This is a genomic window from Desulfosporosinus orientis DSM 765 (assembly GCF_000235605.1).
GTDB classification, from domain to species: domain Bacteria; phylum Bacillota; class Desulfitobacteriia; order Desulfitobacteriales; family Desulfitobacteriaceae; genus Desulfosporosinus; species Desulfosporosinus orientis.
Window position 1 is genome coordinate 5788816 of the sequence record NC_016584.1, and the last position, 23911, is coordinate 5812726.

26 protein-coding genes and 1 riboswitch are annotated in these 23911 nt (G+C 43.3%); of the genes, 7 read left to right on the top strand and 19 right to left on the bottom strand.

Features of this window, described 5'->3' with window-relative positions; all coding sequences use genetic code 11:
* The first annotated feature begins 238 nt into the window (after positions 1-238).
* Positions 239-1114 (top strand): radical SAM protein, encoded by an 876-nt coding sequence (locus DESOR_RS26760; protein ID WP_014187735.1) that lies wholly within the window; start codon positions 239-241, stop codon positions 1112-1114.
* A gap of 208 nt (positions 1115-1322) precedes the next feature.
* Here the strand turns inward: DESOR_RS26760 and DESOR_RS26765 are convergent, their stop codons facing one another.
* Positions 1323-1538: a hypothetical protein gene (locus DESOR_RS26765; RefSeq protein WP_042331737.1), complete on the bottom strand. Its 216-nt coding sequence runs from the start codon at positions 1536-1538 to the stop codon at positions 1323-1325.
* A 104-nt stretch (positions 1539-1642) separates the two neighbouring features.
* Between DESOR_RS26765 and DESOR_RS29565 the strand changes: the two genes are divergently transcribed.
* Positions 1643-1906, top strand: coding sequence for a hypothetical protein (locus DESOR_RS29565; protein WP_158309074.1), 264 nt, complete (start codon positions 1643-1645; stop codon positions 1904-1906).
* A gap of 3 nt (positions 1907-1909) precedes the next feature.
* On the opposite strand, the gene DESOR_RS26770 is transcribed toward DESOR_RS29565, so the two are convergent.
* Positions 1910-3076 (bottom strand): MGDG synthase family glycosyltransferase, encoded by a 1167-nt coding sequence (locus DESOR_RS26770; RefSeq protein WP_014187736.1) that lies wholly within the window; start codon positions 3074-3076, stop codon positions 1910-1912.
* A gap of 295 nt (positions 3077-3371) precedes the next feature.
* Between DESOR_RS26770 and ybaK the strand changes: the two genes are divergently transcribed.
* Positions 3372-3851 carry a Cys-tRNA(Pro) deacylase gene (ybaK, locus tag DESOR_RS26775; RefSeq protein WP_014187737.1) on the top strand — a complete coding sequence of 160 codons (480 nt, stop codon included), beginning with the start codon at positions 3372-3374 and terminating at the stop codon, positions 3849-3851.
* A gap of 66 nt (positions 3852-3917) precedes the next feature.
* Here the strand turns inward: ybaK and DESOR_RS26780 are convergent, their stop codons facing one another.
* Positions 3918-4592 (bottom strand): C40 family peptidase, encoded by a 675-nt coding sequence (locus DESOR_RS26780; RefSeq protein ID WP_014187738.1) that lies wholly within the window; start codon positions 4590-4592, stop codon positions 3918-3920.
* Positions 4593-4847: 255 nt separating this feature from the next.
* Between DESOR_RS26780 and DESOR_RS26785 the strand changes: the two genes are divergently transcribed.
* Positions 4848-5939, top strand: coding sequence for a putative NPN-dependent ornithine cyclodeaminase (locus tag DESOR_RS26785; protein ID WP_014187739.1), 1092 nt, complete (start codon positions 4848-4850; stop codon positions 5937-5939).
* Between the two features lie 74 nt (positions 5940-6013).
* Here DESOR_RS26785 and DESOR_RS29850 read toward each other — a convergent pair whose 3' ends face one another.
* The 7 genes from DESOR_RS29850 to scfA form a co-directional block, all read right to left on the bottom strand.
* Complete coding sequence (locus tag DESOR_RS29850) at positions 6014-6166, bottom strand: hypothetical protein (protein ID WP_014187740.1); 153 nt, start codon at positions 6164-6166, stop codon at positions 6014-6016.
* 135 nt (positions 6167-6301) lie between these two features.
* Positions 6302-7960: a glutamine--tRNA ligase/YqeY domain fusion protein gene (locus DESOR_RS26790; protein ID WP_014187741.1), complete on the bottom strand. Its 1659-nt coding sequence runs from the start codon at positions 7958-7960 to the stop codon at positions 6302-6304.
* Between the two features lie 172 nt (positions 7961-8132).
* Positions 8133-9281 (bottom strand): S1C family serine protease, encoded by a 1149-nt coding sequence (locus tag DESOR_RS26795; RefSeq protein ID WP_014187742.1) that lies wholly within the window; start codon positions 9279-9281, stop codon positions 8133-8135.
* A gap of 19 nt (positions 9282-9300) precedes the next feature.
* Complete coding sequence (locus DESOR_RS26800) at positions 9301-10110, bottom strand: MBL fold metallo-hydrolase (protein WP_014187743.1); 810 nt, start codon at positions 10108-10110, stop codon at positions 9301-9303.
* 36 nt (positions 10111-10146) lie between these two features.
* The gene (locus DESOR_RS26805) at positions 10147-10815 is read right to left on the bottom strand and encodes a tetratricopeptide repeat protein (protein WP_014187744.1); all 669 of its coding nucleotides are present in this window, start codon (positions 10813-10815) and stop codon (positions 10147-10149) included.
* A gap of 91 nt (positions 10816-10906) precedes the next feature.
* Complete coding sequence (gene scfB / locus DESOR_RS26810) at positions 10907-12361, bottom strand: thioether cross-link-forming SCIFF peptide maturase (RefSeq protein ID WP_014187745.1); 1455 nt, start codon at positions 12359-12361, stop codon at positions 10907-10909.
* A 166-nt stretch (positions 12362-12527) separates the two neighbouring features.
* Positions 12528-12668, bottom strand: coding sequence for a six-cysteine ranthipeptide SCIFF (gene scfA / locus DESOR_RS28500; protein WP_007787631.1), 141 nt, complete (start codon positions 12666-12668; stop codon positions 12528-12530).
* A 246-nt stretch (positions 12669-12914) separates the two neighbouring features.
* A riboswitch (M-box (ykoK) riboswitch) is annotated at positions 12915-13080 on the top strand.
* 189 nt (positions 13081-13269) lie between these two features.
* Here scfA and DESOR_RS26815 point away from each other — a divergent pair.
* Entirely contained in the window at positions 13270-14568 is a 1299-nt protein-coding gene (locus DESOR_RS26815) for a magnesium transporter (RefSeq protein WP_014187747.1), read from the top strand.
* A complete protein-coding gene (locus DESOR_RS26820; RefSeq protein ID WP_014187748.1) occupies positions 14565-15827 on the top strand; it encodes an Nramp family divalent metal transporter in 1263 nt (420 codons plus the stop codon). Before DESOR_RS26815 ends, DESOR_RS26820 begins: the two co-directional genes overlap by 4 nt.
* Positions 15828-15866: 39 nt before the next feature.
* Here DESOR_RS26820 and DESOR_RS26825 read toward each other — a convergent pair whose 3' ends face one another.
* The 3 genes from DESOR_RS26825 to DESOR_RS26835 all read right to left on the bottom strand — a co-directional run bounded on the left by DESOR_RS26825 (position 15867) and on the right by DESOR_RS26835 (position 17421).
* Positions 15867-16043: an aspartyl-phosphate phosphatase Spo0E family protein gene (locus tag DESOR_RS26825; protein ID WP_014187749.1), complete on the bottom strand. Its 177-nt coding sequence runs from the start codon at positions 16041-16043 to the stop codon at positions 15867-15869.
* 172 nt (positions 16044-16215) lie between these two features.
* The gene (locus DESOR_RS26830; RefSeq protein ID WP_014187750.1) at positions 16216-16629 is read right to left on the bottom strand and encodes a CBS domain-containing protein; all 414 of its coding nucleotides are present in this window, start codon (positions 16627-16629) and stop codon (positions 16216-16218) included.
* A 108-nt stretch (positions 16630-16737) separates the two neighbouring features.
* Entirely contained in the window at positions 16738-17421 is a 684-nt protein-coding gene (locus DESOR_RS26835; protein ID WP_242832415.1) for an MBL fold metallo-hydrolase, read from the bottom strand.
* A 128-nt stretch (positions 17422-17549) separates the two neighbouring features.
* Here DESOR_RS26835 and DESOR_RS26840 point away from each other — a divergent pair, with 128 nt between their 5' ends.
* Positions 17550-17921, top strand: a complete 372-nt coding sequence (locus DESOR_RS26840; RefSeq protein WP_014187752.1) for a VOC family protein — start codon at positions 17550-17552, stop codon at positions 17919-17921.
* A gap of 135 nt (positions 17922-18056) precedes the next feature.
* Here DESOR_RS26840 and DESOR_RS26845 read toward each other — a convergent pair whose 3' ends face one another.
* The 6 genes from DESOR_RS26845 to istA form a co-directional block, all read right to left on the bottom strand.
* Complete coding sequence (locus tag DESOR_RS26845) at positions 18057-18806, bottom strand: MBL fold metallo-hydrolase (RefSeq protein ID WP_014187753.1); 750 nt, start codon at positions 18804-18806, stop codon at positions 18057-18059.
* Between the two features lie 388 nt (positions 18807-19194).
* A complete protein-coding gene (locus tag DESOR_RS26850) occupies positions 19195-19986 on the bottom strand; it encodes a DUF3102 domain-containing protein (RefSeq protein ID WP_014187754.1) in 792 nt (263 codons plus the stop codon).
* 199 nt (positions 19987-20185) lie between these two features.
* Positions 20186-20320, bottom strand: coding sequence for a hypothetical protein (locus DESOR_RS30780; RefSeq protein ID WP_282434392.1), 135 nt, complete (start codon positions 20318-20320; stop codon positions 20186-20188).
* Between the two features lie 750 nt (positions 20321-21070).
* Entirely contained in the window at positions 21071-21337 is a 267-nt protein-coding gene (locus DESOR_RS26865; protein ID WP_014187755.1) for a hypothetical protein, read from the bottom strand.
* 515 nt (positions 21338-21852) lie between these two features.
* Positions 21853-22632 (bottom strand): IS21-like element helper ATPase IstB, encoded by a 780-nt coding sequence (gene istB / locus DESOR_RS26870; RefSeq protein WP_014184041.1) that lies wholly within the window; start codon positions 22630-22632, stop codon positions 21853-21855.
* Entirely contained in the window at positions 22629-23870 is a 1242-nt protein-coding gene (istA, locus tag DESOR_RS26875; RefSeq protein WP_014184040.1) for an IS21 family transposase, read from the bottom strand. Before istA ends, istB begins: the two co-directional genes overlap by 4 nt.
* Positions 23871-23911: the final 41 nt, after the last annotated feature.

The following is a 23911-nucleotide window of genomic DNA, read 5'->3' on the forward strand; positions in this document are numbered from 1 at the left end:
CACCTGCTTAATTCAAATCTTTCAAGAGTTTGTTTTAATTTTTATAATCTCATTATATGATCATAATGATCATATGTCAAGGCTTTTGTTTAGGCCATTAATGGTAAATATAATCGCGTTAGATGGATTAGCTTTGTTAAACCAAAATTTGTCTGCTTTTATGCAGGTACTCACCCCCTCGTTGTAGAACAAACACTAAAATATCTGACCGGATAAGATAGGATAGGAGATGACAAGCATGTTTTACGAAGGAACAATTTATCGACCGCCAAGTGAAGCCAAAAGCCTTATATTACAGATTTCTGTGGGATGCAAGCATAACGCTTGTACCTTTTGTACAATGTACAAAGATAAAAAATTTCGGATTAAATCCCGGGCAGAAATAACTGAGATTATTAATGCTGCCCGTGATCAAGACTCAGGGACTGAGCGGATTTTTCTAGCGGACGGCGATGCCATTGCTGTTGATACACCACTGCTGATAGAGATCCTTGACCGGCTTTATAATACCTTCCCCCAGCTCAAGCGAGTAGGAATTTACGGAGGTCCCAAAGATATCCTTGCCAAAAGCCCTAAAGAATTGGCGGATTTAAAAGAACATGGTTTGCATATTGTCTATCTGGGAGTTGAAAGCGGCAATGAGGAAATTTTGCAGGCTGTCTGCAAGGGTGTAACTGCCGATCAGATGATTGCTGCCGGGCAGAAAGTTAAAGCAAGCGGCTTGACACTATCTTGCACTATCATTATCGGTCTTGGCGGCAAAACCCTTTCCCAGGCACATGCAATGGATACCGCTCGGGTGGTCAGTGAGATAGATCCTGAATATTTAGGGGCCCTTACTTTAATGTTGGAACCCGATGCACCTCTCGCTCAAGCCATTAGAGAAGGCTCTTTTCAACTCCTCAATCCTTTCGAATCGCTTATAGAACTTCGTACTCTCCTCGCAGCACTTAATGTGTCCCATTGTGTCTTTAGGAGTAATCACGCTTCCAATTACTTACCCCTGCGGGCAACTCTTCCCGAAGACCGACGGGAGCTTTTAGAGACCATGGATCATATTATTAACAATCGATCCACAGAGCGGCTTCGTCCGGAATATTGGAGGGGGCTCTAGGCTCCTGGGTCGGGCAGCTTCGCCACATCCGTGCGAGAAAGTTAATTCGTGCGAAGACAGTGTCTTCGTGTACCGCAGCATTCCGAGGCTCGCCCACTCGCCGTTGCGGGAGCTAGCCTTCAGCGAATCAGTCTTCTTTGGAGATAGCCGCTTCGGCGAAAGTGTCCACCGGACACTTTCGTGCCAAACCTCCGGGTAGTACCTGGAGTTAACCAGGCTCCGCATTCCCCGCAACCGCTTTGTGGGCCTTTCCCGCCTCTCCATGCAATGGGTTTGCTTCTGTGGACGAAGCTTCCCTTGCTTTCGGGTCCCATTTTTCAGAGTAGACCCCCATGCCGTGCCGCAGCACCAGCAGAGGATGAAAATTGCTAAAGATTCCGCGAAACCTAACCTGAGCCCCCCAAAGTTCAGCTTCCGCTCCCAATAAACTGCAGAAGGAGCGCTTTTTCAGCTAAGCGGATGCGTGAGTGGAGCCGCGCTAAGACGAGCGCCGACGGTTCGCGTCCCCGCAGCGCGCCGCAGGTTCACATGCAGAAATACCCAGAGGTTCGGACGCGCTCGCGAACCGTCCAGCGAGGCAGCGGCGGAACTCGCAGACGCGTGCTGAAAAAGCGCTCCTCTCCAGAGCCAGACAGAAGAACCGACCCGCTGTCTGCCCAAGAGGCTTTTTTCAAAGTAGTAGTACAAAAAAAAGCAAAGATTGTAGTCCAACCTTTGCTTAAACATAGTTCCAGAGAATTCCATCTTGTTCGGGTGATGCTATGGGGATATACGCACAAACTAATTGTTTAATGCTTACGATCCCTTGACACCCATCATATTTAGACTATAATCCCTATTATTGACCAATTCCAAGATCTCTTCCACAGCACGTTGAGTTGAATGCCCTGGCAAAGCGGCTGTCGCTTTTTCCCTCATTTTATCCACTTCCTCAGGACATCTTAGTAAATAGTTAATAAGCCGGTTTAATTCTGCCTCAGTCTCGGCAACGACGCCTGCGCCGATTTTTTGAATAAAATGAGCATTTTCTTCCTCTTGGCCAGGAATAGGTTTATAAATCAAAAGGGGCAAATGCTTCGTAAGGGCTTCAGACACTGTTAAACCGCCTGCTTTGGTGATAATCAGATTGGAAACGGACATTAATTCTTCCACATTATGAACATACTTAAGCCGAACTAGAGGATTTTTGGTTTGAGTTATAACTTCCTTTAAGGAATGATATAATTTTTCATTTTTTCCGCAGACAATGATGGTCTGAACAGGAATTATTGACTCGGCAAGATTTTTGCAGATTCGGTTGGCACTTTTTAAGACTCCGTAGGACCCTCCCATCACTAAAAGAATCGGCTGGTCGGGTTTTAAGCCCAACTGTGAAAGTACCTTATTTCGATCGATTGTTTCTTCAAATTTAGGGCTCACGGGAATACCCGAGTCATGGATACGCCAATTCTCGATTCCCCAAGACAATAAGCTTTCCCTAACCTCCGGACAAGCTACAATATAACGGTCGACACTGGGATGGACCCAATGACTGTGCAGGGTATAATCCGTTACTATGGTAATAACTGGGACCCCCAATATTTTTTCTTGTCTTAACTGAGCCAAGACCGAGGAAACGGTGGGATAAGTACAAATAATTAAATCCGGTTTCAGGACATTAACATAGTTTATAAATTCCTTGCGCCCTAATTTATTTAAAAAACGCTGGCCCACAGACTGAGGCTTTACCATGGATGTTCTATAATAGAATCTCCCCCAAAGTTTGGGGATATGGTTAATAATCTCGCCATAAACATTTTTAATCATCGTATTCACTGCTTTATTTAGAAAATCTCCAAAATCAAGGTGAATAATTTCCGCAGTAGGTTCCTTAATCCGTATCCCTTCGATCACAGCTTCAGCAGCCCGCAAATGCCCATTTCCAAAGGATGCGGAAAACACGAGAACCTTTAATTGTTTCAAAGGTACTACTACCTCCCTCTAACATCAACAAACCATTACCGAGTTTGCCCTAACCGAATCCAGTAAACTCTCAGGATTATAGTTACTATTATAGGGATATCCTTTTTAAAAGAAAAGCGGATATTCATAACTATTCTTATTATCCCTGTAAAAATTGCTCACTCATGCAGGAACTGTCTGCTTTTCAGGTCTACATTTTTTAAGGATATCCTTTAATGCCGCTGCTTAAGGCTGCCCCAGCATTCCGAGGCTCGCCTACTCACTGGTGATAGCACAAAAAAAGGAGAAGAGAATAATGTCCCAAAAGACAAATGCTGCCAGAATTCTTGATAAGAATAAGATTCCCTACGAAATAAAAGAATACACCGTTGATGAGTCCGATTTATCCGCTGTTTCAGTTGCTCAAAAGGTTGGCTTGAACATCGCTGAAGTTTATAAAACCCTGGTCGCCCGTGGGGATAAAACCGGAGTCGTTGTCGCTTGTATTCAAGGAGATCACGAACTCCATCTTAAGGGCTTAGCGGCACTGAGCGGAAATAAAAAAGTGGAAGTCGTCTCCTTAAAGGAAGTTCAGCCCCTAACAGGCTATATCCGAGGAGGTGTTTCTCCTCTGGGTATGAAGAAACGTTATCCTATTTTCATCGACTCGGCTGTAACCGAACTGGAAAAGGTCGCTGTAAGTGCAGGGTTACGGGGACTTCAGCTTTACCTTAAGCCCCAAGATTTAATTTCAGTAACCGAGGCCAAGTTAGGCGAAATCTCCAATGAGCCATAACACCAAAAAAGACAGTATGTCCTTCCTGGGCATACTGTCTTTTCTTAATTTATCAGCATGATTAACCTATATTACTCGTCGTGCTCCAACATAAACGGATTTCCAATAAGGACCAATAGTATAGATGGTAACCCCTTTTGACGATGAAGCATTAATAAATTGTCCTCCGCCAAGATAGATTCCATCATGGTCTACAACACCATTGCCCCCAAATGAGAAAAATACTAAATCTCCCGGTTGCAGATTGTCAAAGGAGACCTTGGTCCCAACGGTATATTGATCACGTGAAACCCGGGGCAGTGAAATTCCATTCTGTTTAAATACATAAGCGACAAATCCGGAACAGTCAAAACCTGTTTCTGGGGTCGACCCTCCCCATTGATACTTTACCCCCAGATATTGTTTGGCAGTACTAAGGATAGCATTAATTTTTTGCTGACCCTGCAAACCGGCAGCGGCCGTATTTAATGAGTTAACGGTATTCGGTCCTACAATCCCATCAACCACAAGACTATGTACCTTTTGAAAATTCATAACCCCTTGTTTCGTCAAATTTCCAAAGATCCCATCAACTGTACCAACGCTATAGCCAAGCTGATTGAGTTTTGTCTGCAGCTCCACCACATCCGCACCTCTTGAACCCACCTTAAGTAAACTATCCCCAAGGGAAGCCTGAGCGGTTGCAGATAAAGAAAACATGAAACAGATTAAAAAAAGCACAAGAATAATTTTGTTTTTCATCCTTTTCCTCCTTTTGATGTTACCTATGAGATCTTTAAAGACTTCCCTGCTTTTATTATCCTGAAATTAGCTTCAATAGTCCATCTCAAAAATGTTGTATTTTTTCAATTTATTTACAAACATCGACAAGATACCTTACTCATACCTGACGCCAGCAAAGCCTTGTCTTCAAGGCATAGGCCTCCTATTAAATTAGTTCCGTTTATTTTTTCATAATTGGATAAAATAAGTGAAAAGAAATAAGGAGGAAGCTGAATGAACTTTCATTTGCCAACCTATAAAGAACCGGATTTTAACCAAGAACCTTTTTTATCCGCCCCGGATGCACAAACAGTCAAAGTAACCATAGAAGGAGTCGCTCCTGAGCATTACCATGGGCTTTCAATATATCCGGAGTATTTTAAAATACAAGGTCAATGGATCTTAGCAAGGGAAAGCAGAATGGACGGTGTCCCCGTTTTAAAATCCGACGGAACTATACAGGTTGTTGAATTTAGAAATCTGAAGGTCGGGGACCAAGTCATTGTCGGCCGCAGTGAAGACGGCCGTCAGGGGATCTATGTTTATGCCAGAGGTTTTAGCTCCCACGAGGCCAGTGCCGATTTATTTGCCTTTCGATCCGGCCGCTCCAGGGAAACAGCTTACTCAAAAGACTACAACGATCTCTATGATCTTCTTAACTATGAAAAAGATCACGGTTATATTGTCTGGGTCCTAGGCCCGGCTGTCGTATTTGACTATGATTCGAGACTGGCCCTATCGGCCCTGATTGCCAACGGTTATGTCCATGCCATTCTTGCCGGCAATGCCATGGCTACCCATGACCTTGAAGCCGCCTTATTTGGAACCGCTTTAGGGCAAAACACCTATAACCAACAATCCCCGCCCAATGCTCATTACCACCATCTTGACTTAATTAATAAGGCTCGAGAAGCAGGCTCTCTTGACCAATTAATTGAAAAAGAATCTATTCACGATGGGGTTGTTTATTCTGCTATTAAGAATAAGGTTCCCTTAGTGCTGGCAGGCTCTATTCGTGATGATGGCCCGCTTCCGCCGGTTATTGCCAATGTTTATCAGGCCCAAGACGAAATGCGCAAACACACTCGCAAGGCCACAACCCTTATCTGTCTGGCGACTCAACTCCATACCATTGCTGCAGGAAATATGACCCCTGCCTATACCCAGAAAAACGGTGAAATACGTCCTGTGTACATTTACTGTGTGGACATTGCCGAATTTGCGGTGAATAAACTCAAAGACAGAGGGTCATTATCCGTTACTACCTTAGTCACCAACGTTCAGGATTTCGTCGTTCACTTAAGGAATAATCTAGTCTCGTCATGACAAAGAAAGAGGCCCGCAACCATAAGTCAGGCCTCTAAGGAAAACTAGAAATGAACTGGAAATGTTTGATTCAGCTATGACAATGTTAACTCTCGAACTTCTGAGTTCCGTAGTTTATTTTGACTAAGCCCAATGGAATCATCCAGGTTGTTAGTCAGATTGTCAGTCTGATCACTTCCCATGTCTCCTTGGTTAGCCGTCAAGTCTTGAGGTGTTTGATTTTCCATTCTGAACCCTCCATTATCGTTAGTTATTTCTACTATTCCCAATGAAAACCAAAAATACTCAAAAAAGCATCCTCACTCACCTATACTGGTGAAGAAGGATGCTTTTAATAATAAACCTAAACTTTGGGTAGCAAGTTATGATTTTGGTAGCTGGTAGGAACTCTTGAGAGATACTATTCTGTTAAAGACAAGACGGTCTTGGTTAAAATGGGAAGAATCAATCGTAAAATAACCATGCCGTACAAATTGGAATTTATCCTGAACCTTTGCTGTCTTAAGACCGGGCTCAACCAAGCCCTGTACAGTTTCCAGAGATTTGGGATTTATATAGTCCAGAAATGAACCGTCATCCTCTTCCTCTTGATCCAGGATCAAAGGTTCATAAAGCCTGAACTCGGCCGGTAATGCTTGAGACGCTTCGACCCAATGAATGGTACCTTTGACTTTTCGTCCTGTAAAGCCTGTGCCGCTCTTAGTCTCAGGGTCATAGGTGCAGTGCAGTTCGATAACTTTGCCACGTTCATCTTTTACAAAATCATTGCACTTTATAAAATAGGCGTTTTTTAAACGAACTTCATTGCCGACAAAAAGTCTATGATACTTTGGCGGCGGATTTTCCATAAAATCCTCTTGCTCGATATAGAGTTCCCTTGAAAATGGAATTTGCCGGCTGCCCATGTCCGGATTTTCCGGATTATTTTCTGCCTCTAACATTTCCACTGTGTCCTCAGGGTAATTAGTAATAATAACTTTTAAAGGTTCCAATACTGCCATTGTCCTGGGGGCTTTCAGCTTTAAATCCTCTCGGATAAAATGCTCCAGCATTTTGCTGTCCACGACACTATCTGCTTTGGCAACTCCTATCTCCCGGGCAAAATTACGAATTGCTTCAGGGGTATATCCTCTGCGCCTCAGTCCGGAGATGGTAGGCATACGCGGATCATCCCAGCCGTCAACAACCTTTTCGTCCACCAATTGCTTTAATTTTCGCTTACTCATGACCGTATTTGTAATGTTCAGGCGAGCAAATTCATATTGGTGAGGTACCTCTTCCATTTCACATTCACGAATAACCCAATCATATAAGGGACGATGATCCTCAAATTCCAAGGTGCATATGGAGTGAGTAACTCCCTCGATAGCGTCTTCCAAGGGATGAGCAAAATCATACATTGGGTAAATACACCACTTGTCACCCGTATTGTGGTGGGAGGCGTGGGCAATCCGGTACAAGACCGGGTCCCGCATATTGATATTCGGTGATGCCATATCGATTTTGGCCCGTAAAACTTTTTCTCCGTCTTTAAATTCGCCCTTTTTCATGCGTTCGAATAAATCCAGGTTCTCTTCGGCACTACGGTCCCGATAAGGACTCTTTTGCCCAACCTCAGTCAAGGAACCACGCATTTGGCGAATTTCATCAGCCTTTAAATCACAGACATAGGCCTTCCCTTTTTTAATCAGGAGTACCGCCCGCTTATACATTTCCTCAAAGTAATCCGAAGCAAAGAACAGATTGTCCCACTCATACCCCAGCCAGCGAACATCTTCCTTAATTGATTCTACATACTCTGTATCTTCTTTGGTCGGATTAGTGTCATCAAAGCGAAGATTGGTTTTTCCTTTAAATTCATCGGCTAATTCAAAATTAAGGATAATGGATTTGGCATGTCCAATATGTAAATAACCGTTAGGCTCAGGAGGGAACCGTGTAATAATGTGATCAACTTTACCTGATTTTAAATCCTCAGTAATTATGTTTTTTAAAAAATTAGAAGTAGGTCTGTTATCCATCCGTTATCAACCTTTCTCACTCGATGATTCCTGCTTCTGCCAAATTCACCTTTGCTCTCAATAATACTGCATTCATTGTTATAGTTCAACATTCAATCCAGTAAGATAAAAAGCCTGTAACTTAGTTTACTAGTAACCAACTTACAGGCTCGTTAGGATACTTTGGGCGGCCTTATTGTGACTTAATTTCCGTTAGTGTCAAGGAAACATCGATGGTCTTATTATTCCGGTAAACAGTTACGGTAACTTTGTCTCCCGGGTTATGCTTTAATAACTGGTGTGTCAGTTCTAAAGAATCGGAAATGGCAACTCCGTCAATCTTGGTCAAAACATCTCCTGCTTTGATTCCCGCTTCATCAGCCGGGCCGCCGGAGGTAACCTTTGAGACGTAAGCGCCTTCAGGCCATCCTCGCTGACTGGCATATTCAGCTGTATATCTGGGGTCTATTTGAACATTGAGTCCAGGATGACTGGCATAGCCCTTCTCGATTAATTGTTTGATGGTTGGCAAAGCATCGGTGATAGGGATTGCAAAGCCCATTCCCTCAAATCCGGGTTCCTGATTTTTAGCAGAATTAATCCCAACTACTTGCCCTTGGTAATTAACAAGAGGGCCGCCGCTGTTGCCCGGATTAATAGCGGCATCAGTCTGAATAAGATTAAAACTTGCTTCCCCCGGAATATTTAAGATGCGGTTGGTTGCTGAAACAACACCTGTCGTCACCGAGCGGGCAAATTCCTGTCCGCCGGGATTGCCAATAGCAACCACGGGCTCTCCCACTTGGAGTTTTGAGGAATCTCCTAATTGAGTGGCGACTAAGTCCTTGGTATCCTCAATTTGCACCACTGCTAAATCCGTCCGCTCATCACTGCCCACAAGTTTACCATTAATATTTCTGCCGTCAGCCAGACTGACGATAATTTTTTCCGCCCCGGAAATCACATGGTTATTGGTTACGATATACCCATGCTGGGCATCGACAATAAAGCCTGAGCCGCTTCCGACCTCCGTGGAACCGCTCCCCCCAAAGAGAGATCCCCTGGATTGGAAGTTAGCTATACCAACAACCGCGGGCCCTGTGGCTTTAGCAATCTGCGTAACCGGGAAATTTGCCGTATTCTCCGTTTGAATCGAAGGGGTTGATTGCCCTTGATTTAAGACAACTTGATTGGAAGGCGCAGCTTGTTTGTTTCCGTACACTGAAGGAACCAGCATGACAGCAATGATTCCGCCTATTAGGGCACTGATTAAAGCAACAATGACGGTTGAAAAAAAGCCAGGACCTCTCCGTGAATATTTATAATCTTTATAGTAGTCCATAACTTACCTCCTATGTCTATTATTCCATTAACCTGATCAATTCATGCGGGGAATGCCGCGGAGCAACGTGAACTTGAAGGTTTGAGTGCTCTTTAGTTCGTTTTGATCCCTTAAGAATACTCAAAACCGTAGACAAAGCGATTTCCGGGGTATTATTTTCTTCACTAAGATGCGCCAGCACAACCCGCTGAGTATTGTCTTTAACCCACTCAAGCAGCCCTTCAGCCAATTGTTTATTTTCCAGATGTCCATAATTGCCTCTTATTCGCTTCTTCAAATAGGCAGGATATGGACCATTCAGCAAACGGTACTCATCATAATTTGCCTCGACTACAAGGGCATCACATCCTTGCAGATGTTTATGCATTCCTTGGGTAATCATTCCACTGTCCGTAGCGATTCCTACTGCTAATTCCTGCTTGTCCTTTTGCTTTGGACGGGATATTTTTAAACCGTAACTTTCCCGGCTGTCATGAGATGTAGGATAAAGCAGGACATTCAGACCTGCACAAGAGAACCCCTCTTGAACTTCGATACGCTGATGATCGGCAAGCTTTCCCAAAGAGTGACTCATAACCTGCCAAAGTCCTGGCGTGGCATAGACCGGAATCTTTAGTTTGCGGGCCAGAATACCCACTCCGCGAATATGATCAATATGTTCATGGGTTACGACAATACCTTCTATTTCTGAACATGCTATGTTGACCTGAGAAAGGTTATGCAGAAGGCTTTTCCCGCTTATTCCACAATCCACCAGAAAATGCCGGTTCTCTTCTCCGATAAGTATTGAATTTCCAGAACTTCCGCTTGCCAACGTTGTAAAATGCATGCCCCTCCGCCTCTCCGTTTTTTTCCCATAAATAACTTAATCAGCGTTTTTTAAGTTAGGATTTGATACGCCGTTGGTTGATTGATTAGCGTTGACTTTACTCTGAGCCTGGCTAATCAAGGCTTGAATCTGTTCTTTTTCCGAATCCGTCTGGGCCAAGGGCAAGGCCTTTTGCCATTGAATAAGGGCCCCAGCCCAGTCATTCTTTGCCTGAGAAAGGAAAACCCCATAATTGAATAAGGCAGTTAAAAAATCCGGCTTCATGTCTAAGGCTTGCTTATAACTTTGTTCGGCAAGATCATAGTTCCCGCTGTAAAAGGCAGATGTCGCCATATCCACAATAATATTGGGATCTTGATTGGTCTTTAATACCTTTTGATAGGCTTCTACCGCCTTTTTAAAATTATCCTGAGTCTCGGCAGGTGCTATGATTTGTGATGTCATGCCGGCATTATAATACGCATCGGCAAGGGCCTTAAGTAAAGATACGTTATCAGGGGTTTCTTCGGCTTGCTTAACCATGGCATTAATACTCGCCTTCTGGTTTTGATAATCTGCTTCTATATTGGCAGTACTGGAGCTGCCCGAATTAGCCGGCGGCGAATCTTTACTCAAAAAGTAGCCGACAAAAGCCGAGCCTACCATGGCAACACTAACAACAACGGCAAGAATTCCAGCGTATATTCGTTGTGATTTTTTATTCAAAAGTCCGCCCTCCCGACCATTTAATCCCAGATACCATTGTACCATGTCTTTTTAACCCGTCCAACCTCTCTGCACTGGTTGGTTAAGACAATTATTGCTCCTGGAACTCCTTAATTTTAAGATACAGAGCTACTTCCAAACGCTTTTTTTGAAGCTCGCATCCTAGCGCATAAACCTCTGTCAGCTTTTGGGTCGAGGAGATATTGGCAGCGTGACATCCGCCGCTGCAAGCAAAACGAGCCCAGCACTCCCTGCAGGACGGCTTGTTATAGATATGGGCGGAACGAAAGTCCTTAACAACCTCCTCCTTTAATTGGTAAGGGCTTTCATTATAAAGGGAGCCCAATTTATAGGCTTCCTGACCGACAAACTGGTGGCAGGGATAGAGATCTCCTTCAGGAGAAATGGCCACATACTCGTGACCGGCCCCGCACCCGGAGAGACGTTTAAGCATACAGGGACCTTGATCTAAGGCAATATTAAAGTGAAAGAAGTTGAAATCCTTGCCTTCCTTTCGCCGTTGTAACAACTCCTCGCCAAGACGATCATAGGCTGCACGGATTTTCTCCAGATCCCCGTCTTGGAAAGCATAAGCATCTCCAGGACTTGCCACAACAGGTTCTATAGAAATCTGCTGTATCCCTAAATCAGCCATATGCAGCACATCTCGATCAAAATCCAGATTAAAATGGGTATACGTTCCCCGGACATAATAATAAGTTCCCAGTGCATAAGGAGAACTTTCCGGACGTTTCTTTACAAACTCCTTAATGAGAGGGGCCACTTTATCATAACTCCCGCGCCCGCCGGCATAGGGCCTCATCCGGTCATGGACCTCGGGACGGCCATCTAAGCTCAAAACCACACTAATCTCTTCTTGTTCCAGGAATTCTTGAATTTCCTTATTCAGCAGCACCCCGTTGGTTGTCAGGGTAAATTTTATGGTTTTCCCCCGGACTGCCGCTGCTTTGCGGCCGTAATCCACTAAAGACTTTATCATGCCAAAATTAAGCAAAGGCTCTCCTCCGAAAAAGTCCACCTCACAATGATCCCTATGCCCTGATAATTCCAGAACAAAATCAATTCCCTTTTTACCTGTTTCCAAATCCATCATTGTTCGGCTGCCGCCAAAAGCCCCCGTACCTGCAAAACAATATTCGCAGCGCAGGTTACAGTCGTGAGCTACATGCAGGCAAATCGCCTTGACAATGGGCTTTTCCGGATATGCGGGCTGGAAACTCTCTGCTTCCGCTGAAAAAAGAGTGCCTTCCCCATGGAGTTCTTCCAGATCCTCCAGAATCTCGTGAAGTTCTTCATCCGGCAATGATTGGCCTGCAGCTTCAAGAACCTTTTTAATCCCCTCAGTACTCAGGGTTTCTTTCAATTCCTGCAGCCTTTCCAGTGATTTCAGGACCTGATACGTTCCTTCATCAAGAACGTGCAGCGACCCGGAATTGACATCATGGGCAATAAAGGTATCCCCCTGCTCAAAACTATGGACATTCTTTTTAAGGGGATAATGATTCAACGATGATAAATTAAACATTCTTAACCAGTTCCTCTCTTCTCTGACCTCCGCCAGAATCTATGCTAACTGTCCTCAGGGCTGAAAATCCCATTTTAAGGGCACGAGATAAACAGAAACAGAAACAGAACCCAGCCCAATATACGGGTGGGTTCTGAGATCCTATGTTGAAATTAAGCCAGAAGCTTTATTTAACACACACTTGGTTTCCAACGGTGCACGAAGTCTTACAAGCAGATTGACAAGAGGTCTGGCACTTGCCGCATCCTCCTGTTTTCACTGTAGCGCTTAAGTTCGCTTTCACAATTGTCTGAATGTGTTTTGCCATTCAAACACCCTCCTCTCGAGTCTATCACGTCATCTAATTCATCCTCGATTATAACATAGGAGCAAGACCAAAGGCAAAGCCTATCCTTCGTCAAACCCTCTTTTCTAGGTGCATTTTATGGCATAATATCTAAGATGATTCCTTATATAATAAGTAAACTTACCAAAAGAACAAAACTCCTTAATTATTTTCATAAACTAATTGACGGATTTACTAGATTATACATATAATGAAGTGTCTTAAAAAAATAATCTCTGTTAGGTGAGGCTCCTGCATAAACATAGGCCACTGCCCAGAAATGTCGAGAGACGCCAATTGGGTAGAACAGGTATTGCCGGCATAAGGTTTTACTTAAGGTGGCTGAGAATACTCTACGCTATGCAGTGCTAAAGCTCAACGAGTAGGGAGGTCAAACGATCTGTTGATTAGACCTTCTATTTTGGCATAGAGGTCTTTTTATTTTATAAGCAAGGTTGTCTAGTAAAAGGAGGTGGGTTTTATGGATTCTGGACCTTATCATACTAACAAATTTATTAGTTATATAAGACTGAGTCATTTTGAGCATAAGTGCCAGACTCCGTCACTGAAAGAAGGGATTTAAATGGAAGACTTGAAACTATTAGGCGAATTTTATTTCAGCCAATTGCTCAACAAACCTATTCGAGATTCCAAAGGACATCGGATTGGCCGGGTATTAGATATGGCCATTCGATGGGACAGTGTTTCCCCTCATGTTACAGGCATCCGGTATTCCAAAAGTGTTCATGATTTGATCCCAACGAAATTTTTTGCGTCTTGGGATCATGACGGAATGCGTCTCAATACCATTTTTGATCCCCTTCTGACCTGCCCGCTGCAAGAGGATGAAACATTTATCGGCAAATGGCTGTTAGATAAACAAATTATCGATTTAGAAGGTTCAAAATTAGTCCGGGTCAATGATATCTCTTTATCCTGGGTATCTCATGAAGATCATCATTACATCCTTTTAGTCGCCGTGGATATTGGCGTCCGGGGATTGTTCCGCCGTTTAGGTGTAGAATTTTTGTTGTCTCGATTAGACAATAAATTTGTGGGAAGTCAATATATTAAGCCTATAGAAAACCGCACTTCAGCTCTCCAGCTGACACGAGAGAAAGAACAGCTGCGCCAGCTTCATCCAGCCGATATTGCGGATATTATTGAAAACATGGACTATAAGCAACGGGCCACTTTCCTGGATACCCTGGACTCCCAGCAAGCCATCGATGCTTTGTCTGAAATGGAGCTGGAAGTACAGGTTGAAGTGATTACACAAATGGATGAGGAACGGGCTTCTGATATTCTTGAGGAAATGCCGCCGGATGAAGCCGCAGACATCTTAAGTGAATTATCCACGGAAAAATCCGAAGAACTCCTAAGTTTAATGGAATCCGATGATGCTGAAGATGTCCGGGAGCTAATGCAATATGATGAAAACACTGCCGGTTCACTGATGACTACCGAATATATTGGCTTGCCGATTTGGATTACTGCCGAACAAGCCATTAATGAATTAAGACGGTTAGCTCCTGAAGCTGAAACCATCTACTATCTTTACGTGGTAGACGAGCAAGAAACCTTAGAAGGAGTTCTTTCCCTGCGAGAGCTGATCATTGCTTCTCCTGATACAACGTTAAGAGAATTAATGCATACAAAAATCGTCAAAGTCTCTCCTTATGACGATCACGAAAAAGTAGCGGATATTATTCATAAATACGGATTACTGGCTGTCCCAGTGGTAAATTCTCAGGATCAAGTCTTAGGCATCATCACGGTTGATGATGTATTGGAGTTATTAATGCCTGATCGTCCTCGAGTGGAGATTTACTCCACCTTAATTGCCCGCCGCCGCCAAGCGAAAGGAGGGCATGCGGAATGAGCTTCAAAGCACGTTTAACTTTATTCCTGGGTGTTATGGGGCCGGGAATGGTTACCGCTTTTGCTGATAATGATGCCGGCGGCATTGCAACTTATGCTGCAGCCGGTGCCAAATACGGCTATTCACTCATCTTCACGATGCTGATAAGTACGGTCCTCCTCGCCATTGCCCAAGAAATATCGGCCCGTACAGGAGCTGTGACGGGCCGGGGACTTTCTGATTTAATTCGAGAAAACTTCGGTGTGAAATGGACTTTTTTTGCCATGAGTGTCCTGCTGATTGCCAACCTGGGGACGACTGTCTCTGAGTTTTCAGGAATTGCCACAAGTTTTGAGATTTTTGGCATAAGCAAGTATCTTTCTGTTCCTATCATGGCATTTATCATCTGGTGGCTGGTCATCAAAACGGATTATGCTAAAATGGAAAAAATCCTGCTCTTTCTGTGCTTAACCTTTTTCAGTTATGTAATCTCCGGTTTTATGGTTAAACCCCCCTGGCCTCAAGTTCTCGTGGAATCCGTTACTCCAACCCTGTTAGGAACTCCTGCTTTTCTCTTAATGGTTATCGGCGTCATTGGAACCACGATTACTCCCTGGGGACAGTTTTATGTTCAATCTTCGGTTGTGGATAAGGGAATCACCGCCCTGGATTACCGCTATACCCGCTGGGACGTGCTAATTGGGACATTTTTTACCGGTTTTATAGCCTTCTTTATTATCGTATCCACTGCTGCCACACTTTTTGCCAACAATATCCCTATTGAGACGGCTAAAGATGTTGCCCTGGCCTTAAAACCCTTAGCCGGGGAATATGCCAGCCTATTGTTTGGCTTCGGATTGTTAGGCGCCTCAATGTTAGCTGCCTTTGTCCTGCCCCTAAGCACAGCCTATGCCGTATGCGAAGCTTTCGGCTTTGAACATGGCATCAGCAAATCCCACAAAGAAGCTCCCGTCTTCTTTAGTCTTTACACAGTGCTTATTGTCTTGGCCGCAGTTATCGTGTTATGGCCCAAGTTATCGTTATACCATGTTATGCTGACTACTCAGGTTGTCAACGGCATCTTACTGCCGCCAATTCTCATCTTTATGGTGCTGATAGCCAGTAAGAAAAGCATCATGGGCGAATATGCCAATACCAAGTTTTTTAATATTATTTCCTGGGCATTTACGTCAATCTTAGTCTTACTTTCCATACTCCTGCTTATATCAACCTTATTCCCCGAGTTTATCACCCATATTTTTAGTGCTATTGGGTTTTAGGATTAAAAGCCTCTCATTTGAGGGTTCTGTCTTACCCGTTCAAGAAGGGATTCGGCAGGTTTTCGTAATCAAATAATATTTATTGATTAAGTGATCTAAGCGTTGGCTCATTTCAAGGATGCACGGGTCCGTTAAGCTCTTATATTTCGCTGAATTATTCAGATTCACTCGAGCAGTTTCAATCAAATTCATCAGGCAGTCCAGATCTAATTCCACAATGACACCTCTTTCTCAATGAGTATTTTATCTCCTCACCTGGCATATTTTAGTATATCGTCTCGCGGAAATCAAGCACCTTTTTTCCAAAGTTTATCTAAAACAACTTCTTTATGACAGAAGACACTGCATTTCGCAGTGCCTTCTGTCATATTTTTATGAAATTGTATTCTTAAGACTTCCGCTGCAACAAAAGTTTCGAACAGTATTCAATCATTTCCCGCCGGCGGACAATCCCGATAAATACCTTTTGGTCATCAACGACGGGCACAAAGTTTTGCACAACGGCCCTTGATATTAAATCCTCTATCTCGGCATCAATGGTTACGGGCAAATTCTGAACATGTTGTTCAACTTCACTTAAGCGAATATCTTCCGTATTTTGAAATGTCAAACCCGGTGTATTTTTAAGCTTCCAGAGCAGGTCCCCTTCGGTAATGGTTCCAACGTATTTTCCCTCGTCGTCAATCAGGGGAACAGCTGAATAACTGTGATATTCCATCCTCTCTAAGGCTTGGCGCATGGTGGCATTTTCTTTTAAAAAGACGATATCTTTTTTAGGGATCAGAAAAAAGGCTACATTCATTGTGTACACTCCATTTTGCAAATTCACTAATGTCATTTCTGTTGGTATAAGCAAATTATAACACGGAGTATGAAAATTAACTAACCCCTGAAAACCGCTTCCTTAGATTCAAAGCAGTATCTCTTCTTGGCCTTTCTGGTTCAAGATGATAATTCTGCTGGGGCATCCCTTCATTGCATTTCGGAATTCATCCGTGATTTCCGGGCTATCTGCAAAGTGCATGGGAATGAAAACTTTAGGGCCAACTTTTTCGATAAAGTACTCCGCTCCTGCACTGTAGTTTTTCTCAAGTCTGGGGTCAACAGGAAAAAAAGCGATATCAATGTCCTCTGACTTGATGATTTCAATCTCTTCCTTAAATTCTCTTTCGGCCTTGGCCATCTCCTCCGGCGTATCAATCCAGTACCACCAGTTTAAATCCCCGGCATGAAAGATACGGGTTCCTTCATCTTCTACCCAAAAGGCCACACCGATGTCCGTTGAATTGAAGGCCTTGATTTTCAAACCCGCTGTTTCAATGGTCTCATCAGGAACCAGATAGTGTAGGTTTTCAACCCTTTGCCCGGGCCTGATATCCCGGCTGAAAATATAGTGTATATCCGGCCTGTCTTTCTGCCAATCTAGGATTACCGGATTAAAATGATCCGGATGGCTGTGAGAGCAGAAGATCACAACCTGCTTAGGGGTGGATTTAACCAGCCCTTCCGCCTCACCCTGATAGTAATCAAATAAAAGCAAGTTCTTTCGGGTTTCAACGCAAAAGCCACTGTGATATAAAAATTTAATTTTCACCGGGTTCCCCATTGTTATCACCTCACCATGATTATACAATAATAGTTAGCACTAAGGGATAAGGATTCCAATTTTAGGATAAGGTTATTTGAAGATAACCCCACACTAAATGAGAGGCAGGATTAAGCATGGAATTTCGATTTGACCATAATAACATTAACGTTTATGACCTGAACAAGAGTTTAACCTTTTACAAAAAAGCTTTGGGACTGGGTGAAGTCAAACGGCACGAGCAAGCCAACGGAGAATTTATTCTGGTTTATCTCGGGGATGGTTCTTCTCGGCATCTCTTGGAGCTTACCTGGCTAAAAGAACGGACAGAGCCCTATAACTTAGGCGACAATGAATTCCATTTGGCTTTGCGGGTGGACGATTTTCAAGCTGCCTATGAACACCACAAGGAAATGGGCTGTATTTGCTATGAAAACAAAGAAATGGGGATTTACTTCATTAACGATCCCGACAATTACTGGATAGAAATATTGCCGGCGGAAAAATAATCTCTTTACTTTACCTAAAAAGTCATTCCACCCAGCAGCAAAAAGCGTTCCCCTTTTACTGTCCATATCAGTAAGCAGGGCGAACGCTTGAATTTTTGCCCTTGAAGGGAGAACCCGCTCTTCGCTTATCAAGCACTAGCCTTTCACTAATGCCAGCAAGCGCTCTTTGACCTTATCTTCAAAAACTCCGCCGTGGTAACAGACCACCCTTTCAATCTCAAAGGGAATGAGCTTCTCTAAGGACTTCCTGGCCGTTTCCATGTCCGGCGTAAACTCTGGGTTGGGTCCGGTCAATTGCCCAGCCAACACATTTAAAGCATCTCCGGCAATGAGAGTTTTGGCTTGGTTAAGGTACAAACAAATGTGTCCGGGAGTATGACCGGGGGTATGAGTGACGGTAATTCCCCCACACCAGGGCAAAACCTCCCCATCCTCGACGGTTTTGTTCACCGGGGATTTTAAGACTTCCAGGAACTTAGCCGACGCTTCCTCACGTTTCTCCTCAGGGAGATGGGCAAACATTGCTGCTAAGCGCTCTTTTGTCATCTTCAGCGGTCGTTTAACCCCTTCGATAAACGGCTTCTCTTCGTTATGAGTGATGACCTGGATTTCATGCTCCGCTGCCTTGAGGATTTCCTGTAAGGCGCCAATATGGTCCACATCCTGATGGGTTATCACCACGTGACTTAGCCCGGAAAAGGGGACACCCGCTGCTTCCACGGCACTACGAATCTCCGGAAGCTGGCCAGGAAAGCCGGTGTCAATTAAGATAACCCTTTCCTTATCCCAAATGAGCACGGGATTTATAATCCTGCCCATATAGGAGATCTCCAGCACTCTCAATCCGCCGGTTTCTTTACTCTCCCTGGCATCAGAATATTTCATATTAACCACTCCAATCCATCCTTAATTTATTGAACCTTTCCCAGTCTCTCCTGTTCGTACTGCTCAATTCTCTATCATTCTCTCTCAGGATAAACTGCGGCGCATAGGTGCACAGGGAGGAGGACAAATAATTCAGACTTAATACAAACAGGCACTGAACGTTACCTGCTCAGTGCTGAATAATTTACCTAAATATCTTGATGAAAGCTTCCCTAAGACAGCTCTTTACTTTTTGCTGCCCAATACCTTATTATCTAAAGGTATTATACCTTATTCTGTCACAAAGGAAAATAGTTAGCTTAGGGCTACATATGGTACGCCAGGACCCAGATCACTTCTTGCCCACACTCTTGCCAATTAGGGGCCTCTGAATCTCCGCATCTCGAATTTACCATCTATCATAAGTGGCATAGGTTTCAACCGTCTTCATATTCGTTGTAGGAACAGGCGGCCACTCTTTGAGCCTTTCCACCATATATTCAGCCAGCTTGCTCGCGTTTTTACTGCATTTCTCCTTCACTGCCAGATCATGTCTGGCCAGCTGGCCGAGGGCTACCAGCAGTTCCTGGAAGGTATCGGCAATGGTTTGGCAGCAAGCGGTGCATCTTTCTTCATACTTCACAGTAAAGGCTTCAGAGGCTGCTGTTTTTGGCCTGCTTTTTGATCTAGGGTTTTTTTTGACGGTTTTGTATTCTATTTTAATATCCCCAGAATTATTAGACACAGGCGTGACTTGAGTCTGCTCTTTCTCCTGAGGGGTTTGCTTCCGTTCTTTGAGAGCCTGATCCAGCTCCCGAGTGGTCATATTCTTGACATCATGCTGCAAGATAAATTTCTCCCGCTCATCTTCTGGAATTCCCAACAGAATAATGGCTTGGTAGTATGTCAAATTCGTCTGCGCAGACGAATTTGACTGGCTGTCGTCATTGCTGGAAGCGAACAGTTTATCTCCATATTCTTCAAAGAGCTTCATCAGCCTGTTGGCTTTGCGTTGGGAATAGCTCACCGATTCCACCAGCCATTTTCCCCATTCGCCGTGGGGGAGCAGGTCCTTGGCTTCCTTCAAGCGCTTGCCGATCTCAATAGCATTAGCAAGCATTATTTTACAAGTCTCTTGTTTGATCCTATTAATCTCAGCCGCGATGACAAGGGGAGTGCGTTCAGTGATGGGTTCGGCCATTTTGATTCCCCCTTTTTAATAACTTTAATTACAGCATACGCAGACGAGCTTAAGATGGTGAAGGCTTGGGTATAAAACCCACAACAAAAAACGCTGCAAATCCTTGCAGCGTCTCAATTTCATTGGAGCGGACGACAAGATTCGAACTCGCGACCCTCGGCTTGGAAATTCGATTCCAATATTCGACTTTAGCATAAAATCACTGCCGGTTAATAGTAAACTGTTCACTTTGTATCCTGTAAGCTAAATGAGAAAGAACTTCCATACCATCTATCTGACGAATAATCGTATCAAAATCTGCTTCCTCATTGAAATTCTCATGTTTGTGTTTCATTAATATATCGCGACACTCATCAACTATGTCTAAACACCACTGCAAAAACATTTCAGGAGAATCAACACCTGGGAACCTATCTCCTCATCAGTGTACACGTAATTACAGTTTCCTTCGGTCTTGATAGTGTACAACGGTCCAGCAAGATAATCCCTTAGCCTCTCTAAATCCCACCATATGTCAATAAATCTCTCCGTCTTTAAAATAGGTCTGCAAAAAGATATATAAAATAATTTTCTAAACAATTGTAGATCATTCATTTTAAGTATCATTCCTTTCGCTGTGCATAAGGTCACAAAATTCAATGCAATTTTTTAAGCTCTAAGAATATCTAGTTTTCTATTTAATCAGTTACACTGTCAAGAGAATCCGCTCCGATATTCCCAACCCAAACATATACTTTATCATAATGTGGTGTTACGGTGATCGGTACACCATTTGGCAATGACCTTTGTTCAGACTCAGGAGAATTTGTATATATTTTTGGAGTTGGCAAAAGCATAGCAGATGAATTTATATTTTCTATACCTCTATCTGCTGCAATTACCGGTGAAGTGTGGGGTTTTACGTCATTTCGTTGGCCCTACCCCTTTTTTGAAAATATTATTTATTAATTTACAGCCATCCGAGATGAGGACTTTCTTTAAATGCAAAATCCCCCTCGGATGGCTGCTTCAGGTTATTTTTGAAACTAAGACAATTGTAATTTATCATAATAAAATCATGCCAAGCAAATGGTAACTATGGCATCTATTCTTGGCTGGTCTCGCCTGGTCTAACATATGCTCCTTGTACAGTTCCGACTACTGAACTATCATAGCTAACATAAACACTTCCATCACAACCTGTATCACGAACAACCATATAGGGACTGGTTCCACTCGTACTATATCCGATACAAGCCATACTATGATTTCCAAATCCATCAGGATAACTTGGAGCAGTTGCTAAGTCTTCAATTAAAGTTTTTGTAGTAATATCTTCAAGTAGATCTTCATAACTAAATCTCAATACCATTGCTGCGCTTGTTGATGTACAACCTTTATATCACTCATAATCAGGCACCCCTAATAATATTCTTTTTGTTACAGTTAAAGGAGTAATCATAGAAGATATAGACGCTTTTTGGCTTAGATTTTCTCTATTTTTTCAGCAATATCAGGTTTTGAAGAAATATACTTTCTATTTTTTGAATTATCCATGCGAAATTTAATTTCTGTATCTCCTAAATTTGTATTGGTTGTAAGATCATGATACTTTCCGTTTGATGATTCAAGTAAATAATAACCTCCAACACCATCGTAAATGCAAGTTTGGGTACCCCTTTAAATTCAAGAGACATTTACCACGTCCTTCCATATGTAGATGTTTTTGTATATAATAAATTTGTGCCAAATTTTAGAATGGTTACACATGCTTCGTAAACAAGAAAGAAGGGTTAGAATGTTTAATAAAGTTTTTTATCAGTATTTTTTTTAATAGGAGCTCTATTATTGTCAACCCCAGTTCAAAATTCCCCAATTAGCTGTTTACTAGTCGGTCGGAGTGAACTCCAATTTACTGGGATCATAAAAACCTGCTTTTTTCTTTTCTTTCACCCTGTAGCTATCTCCCTTAATATTAATGGTCGTAGAGTGGTGTAATAGGCGGTCAAGAATCGCCGTTGCGACGATATTATCACCAAATACATCTCCCCATTCTCCGTATGATTTATTCGAAGTTAGGATAATCGATCCCTTTTCGTAACGGCTAGAGATGATCTGAAAGAAATAATGCGCCGTTTCATCATCCATTCCTGCATACCCAACTTCATCGATGATCAAGATGCCGGGTTTACATAGAGTTTTAATCTTGCGGTGAATCCGCCCGGAGATGATGTTCTCCTTAATCATTGCAATCAGCTCATGGGCGCTTAGAAAGTAAGCCGTATAACCGTTTTTAATCGCTTCAACCGCAAGGCCTACCGCCAGATGGGTTTTGCCTACACCTGGCGGCCCGAGGAATACTACATTTTCAGCGCGGGCTACAAAGCCTAGGGTTTTCAGTTCATTGATCTTTCGAGCGTTAGCACTAGGCTGAAAATCAAAGTCGAATTGTTCCAGTGTTTTCACATAGGGAAGTTTCGCCAGTTTCATGTTAGCCTTGGCAGCCCGGTCGCGCTTAGCTTCAATCTCAGCCCATAACAACTTGTCCAGAAATTCTAGATAAGATATACTACCTTTAGAAGCTTCTTCTGCGTGGTGGTCATACACAGCGTTCATATGGATCAGGCCGAGAATTTCACAAGCCTGATTTAAACGTTCCTGAATCATTGTGTCACCTCGTTGATCAGCGATTCATAGACCTTAAGGGGTCTTTGATACACTTTGGGTGGTTGTTTGTGGCTTAGAATGGGTGCTGTGGCGGCAACTTTCTTCTGAGACCATGTTGTTAAACCCTCAAAGTGTTTTTTATTGCGCTGGAAGTGGTGTTTGCCTGAAAGCTTCACGTGGGATGCAATGCAGATGCCGTTTTCATCATAGATCTCCAGATGTCCGTTGTTTAAATCTCGAATTCTAACCCGCTTTCCCACGAAACGGTAAGGAACCGAGTAGAAATTCGCTTTGTAACTGATGGTACAATCGTTCATGACTTTGCGGTATTGTATATCATAAAGCAGGAATGCTTCTGGATTGACAGGTTTTAACGTTTCTCGTATGAATGCTTCTGCTGGGATTTCACGGGTTGTCTGATGCAGCCGGACATTGCAGACCGTATCCAACCAGAACTTTACGGCTTCATTTAAATCAGCCAGACTGGATATTGTCTTAATTCTTGGCCAAAAGTTCCTGCGCAGATACTTAACACCGTTTTCTACCTTGCCTTTGGTGCGGGGACGATAGGGACGGCAGCGCACTGGACTGAAATCTTGATGCCGGGCAAAGCTTAAAAATTGGTTATTCCACTGATTAGTGCCAGTTTGATGGCTATGTTTGACGACGGTTTTCATGTTGTCATACAGGATGGTTTCCGGTACCCCGTTAAAGAAGGCAAAGGCTCGTTCATGACAACCGATAAGTGTGTCAATGCGCTCGTTCTCAGTAAACTCAACATATTGTTTCCGGGAGTGTCCCATGATCATGATGAAGGCATGAACCTTGACGAAAGTTCCATCGTCTTTCAGAAGCTTGAATTCTCCCCAGTCAACTTGAGCTTGCTTGCCTGGTGGAGTCTCAAAGCGCATGGAGGCTTTACCTCTTACTTGCTCACGATAGGGTTTCATAAAATCCCTGAGAATGGTTAGCCGGCCCTGGTAGCCCATGGCTTTGATTTCATCAAATAAGACCATGGCATTGACGCATCCTTCGTTCATTCTCTCGATGATGTAGGCTTTGTGATTCTCCAGCTTACTTTCACGTTGTACTTTCTTACGATAGGCCGGGAGTTGATCACTTTTAAGCCATTTAGTGACCGTTTTTCGGTCTAAGTCTAATTCTCGTGCAATCTGAGTAATATTCATTCCTTTGCTTTTTAAGTCTCTGATCATAAAAAATTCCTCACTTTGTACCATTTGATTGTCTCTCCTCCTGTGGAGAAGAGTACGTTGATTGT

Bases quoted from the DNA above. Each gene is read 5' to 3' on its own strand.
- DESOR_RS26760 (WP_014187735.1), top strand. From the start codon at position 239: ATGTTTTACGAAGGAACAATTTATCGACCGCCAAGTGAAGCCAAAAGC.
- DESOR_RS29565 (WP_158309074.1), top strand. From the start codon at position 1,643: ATGCAGAAATACCCAGAGGTTCGGACGCGCTCGCGAACCGTCCAGCGA.
- ybaK (WP_014187737.1), top strand. From the start codon at position 3,372: ATGTCCCAAAAGACAAATGCTGCCAGAATTCTTGATAAGAATAAGATT.
- DESOR_RS26780 (WP_014187738.1), bottom strand. From the start codon at position 4,592: ATGAAAAACAAAATTATTCTTGTGCTTTTTTTAATCTGTTTCATGTTT.
- DESOR_RS26785 (WP_014187739.1), top strand. From the start codon at position 4,848: ATGAACTTTCATTTGCCAACCTATAAAGAACCGGATTTTAACCAAGAA.
- DESOR_RS29850 (WP_014187740.1), bottom strand. From the start codon at position 6,166: ATGGAAAATCAAACACCTCAAGACTTGACGGCTAACCAAGGAGACATG.
- DESOR_RS26790 (WP_014187741.1), bottom strand. From the start codon at position 7,960: ATGGATAACAGACCTACTTCTAATTTTTTAAAAAACATAATTACTGAG.
- DESOR_RS26795 (WP_014187742.1), bottom strand. From the start codon at position 9,281: ATGGACTACTATAAAGATTATAAATATTCACGGAGAGGTCCTGGCTTT.
- DESOR_RS26800 (WP_014187743.1), bottom strand. From the start codon at position 10,110: ATGCATTTTACAACGTTGGCAAGCGGAAGTTCTGGAAATTCAATACTT.
- scfB (WP_014187745.1), bottom strand. From the start codon at position 12,361: ATGTTTAATTTATCATCGTTGAATCATTATCCCCTTAAAAAGAATGTC.
- scfA (WP_007787631.1), bottom strand. From the start codon at position 12,668: ATGGCAAAACACATTCAGACAATTGTGAAAGCGAACTTAAGCGCTACA.
- DESOR_RS26815 (WP_014187747.1), top strand. From the start codon at position 13,270: ATGGAAGACTTGAAACTATTAGGCGAATTTTATTTCAGCCAATTGCTC.
- DESOR_RS26820 (WP_014187748.1), top strand. From the start codon at position 14,565: ATGAGCTTCAAAGCACGTTTAACTTTATTCCTGGGTGTTATGGGGCCG.
- DESOR_RS26830 (WP_014187750.1), bottom strand. From the start codon at position 16,629: ATGAATGTAGCCTTTTTTCTGATCCCTAAAAAAGATATCGTCTTTTTA.
- DESOR_RS26840 (WP_014187752.1), top strand. From the start codon at position 17,550: ATGGAATTTCGATTTGACCATAATAACATTAACGTTTATGACCTGAAC.
- DESOR_RS26845 (WP_014187753.1), bottom strand. From the start codon at position 18,806: ATGAAATATTCTGATGCCAGGGAGAGTAAAGAAACCGGCGGATTGAGA.
- DESOR_RS26850 (WP_014187754.1), bottom strand. From the start codon at position 19,986: ATGGCCGAACCCATCACTGAACGCACTCCCCTTGTCATCGCGGCTGAG.
- DESOR_RS30780 (WP_282434392.1), bottom strand. From the start codon at position 20,320: ATGAAACACAAACATGAGAATTTCAATGAGGAAGCAGATTTTGATACG.
- DESOR_RS26865 (WP_014187755.1), bottom strand. From the start codon at position 21,337: ATGGTATTGAGATTTAGTTATGAAGATCTACTTGAAGATATTACTACA.
- istB (WP_014184041.1), bottom strand. From the start codon at position 22,632: ATGATTCAGGAACGTTTAAATCAGGCTTGTGAAATTCTCGGCCTGATC.
- istA (WP_014184040.1), bottom strand. From the start codon at position 23,870: ATGGTACAAAGTGAGGAATTTTTTATGATCAGAGACTTAAAAAGCAAA.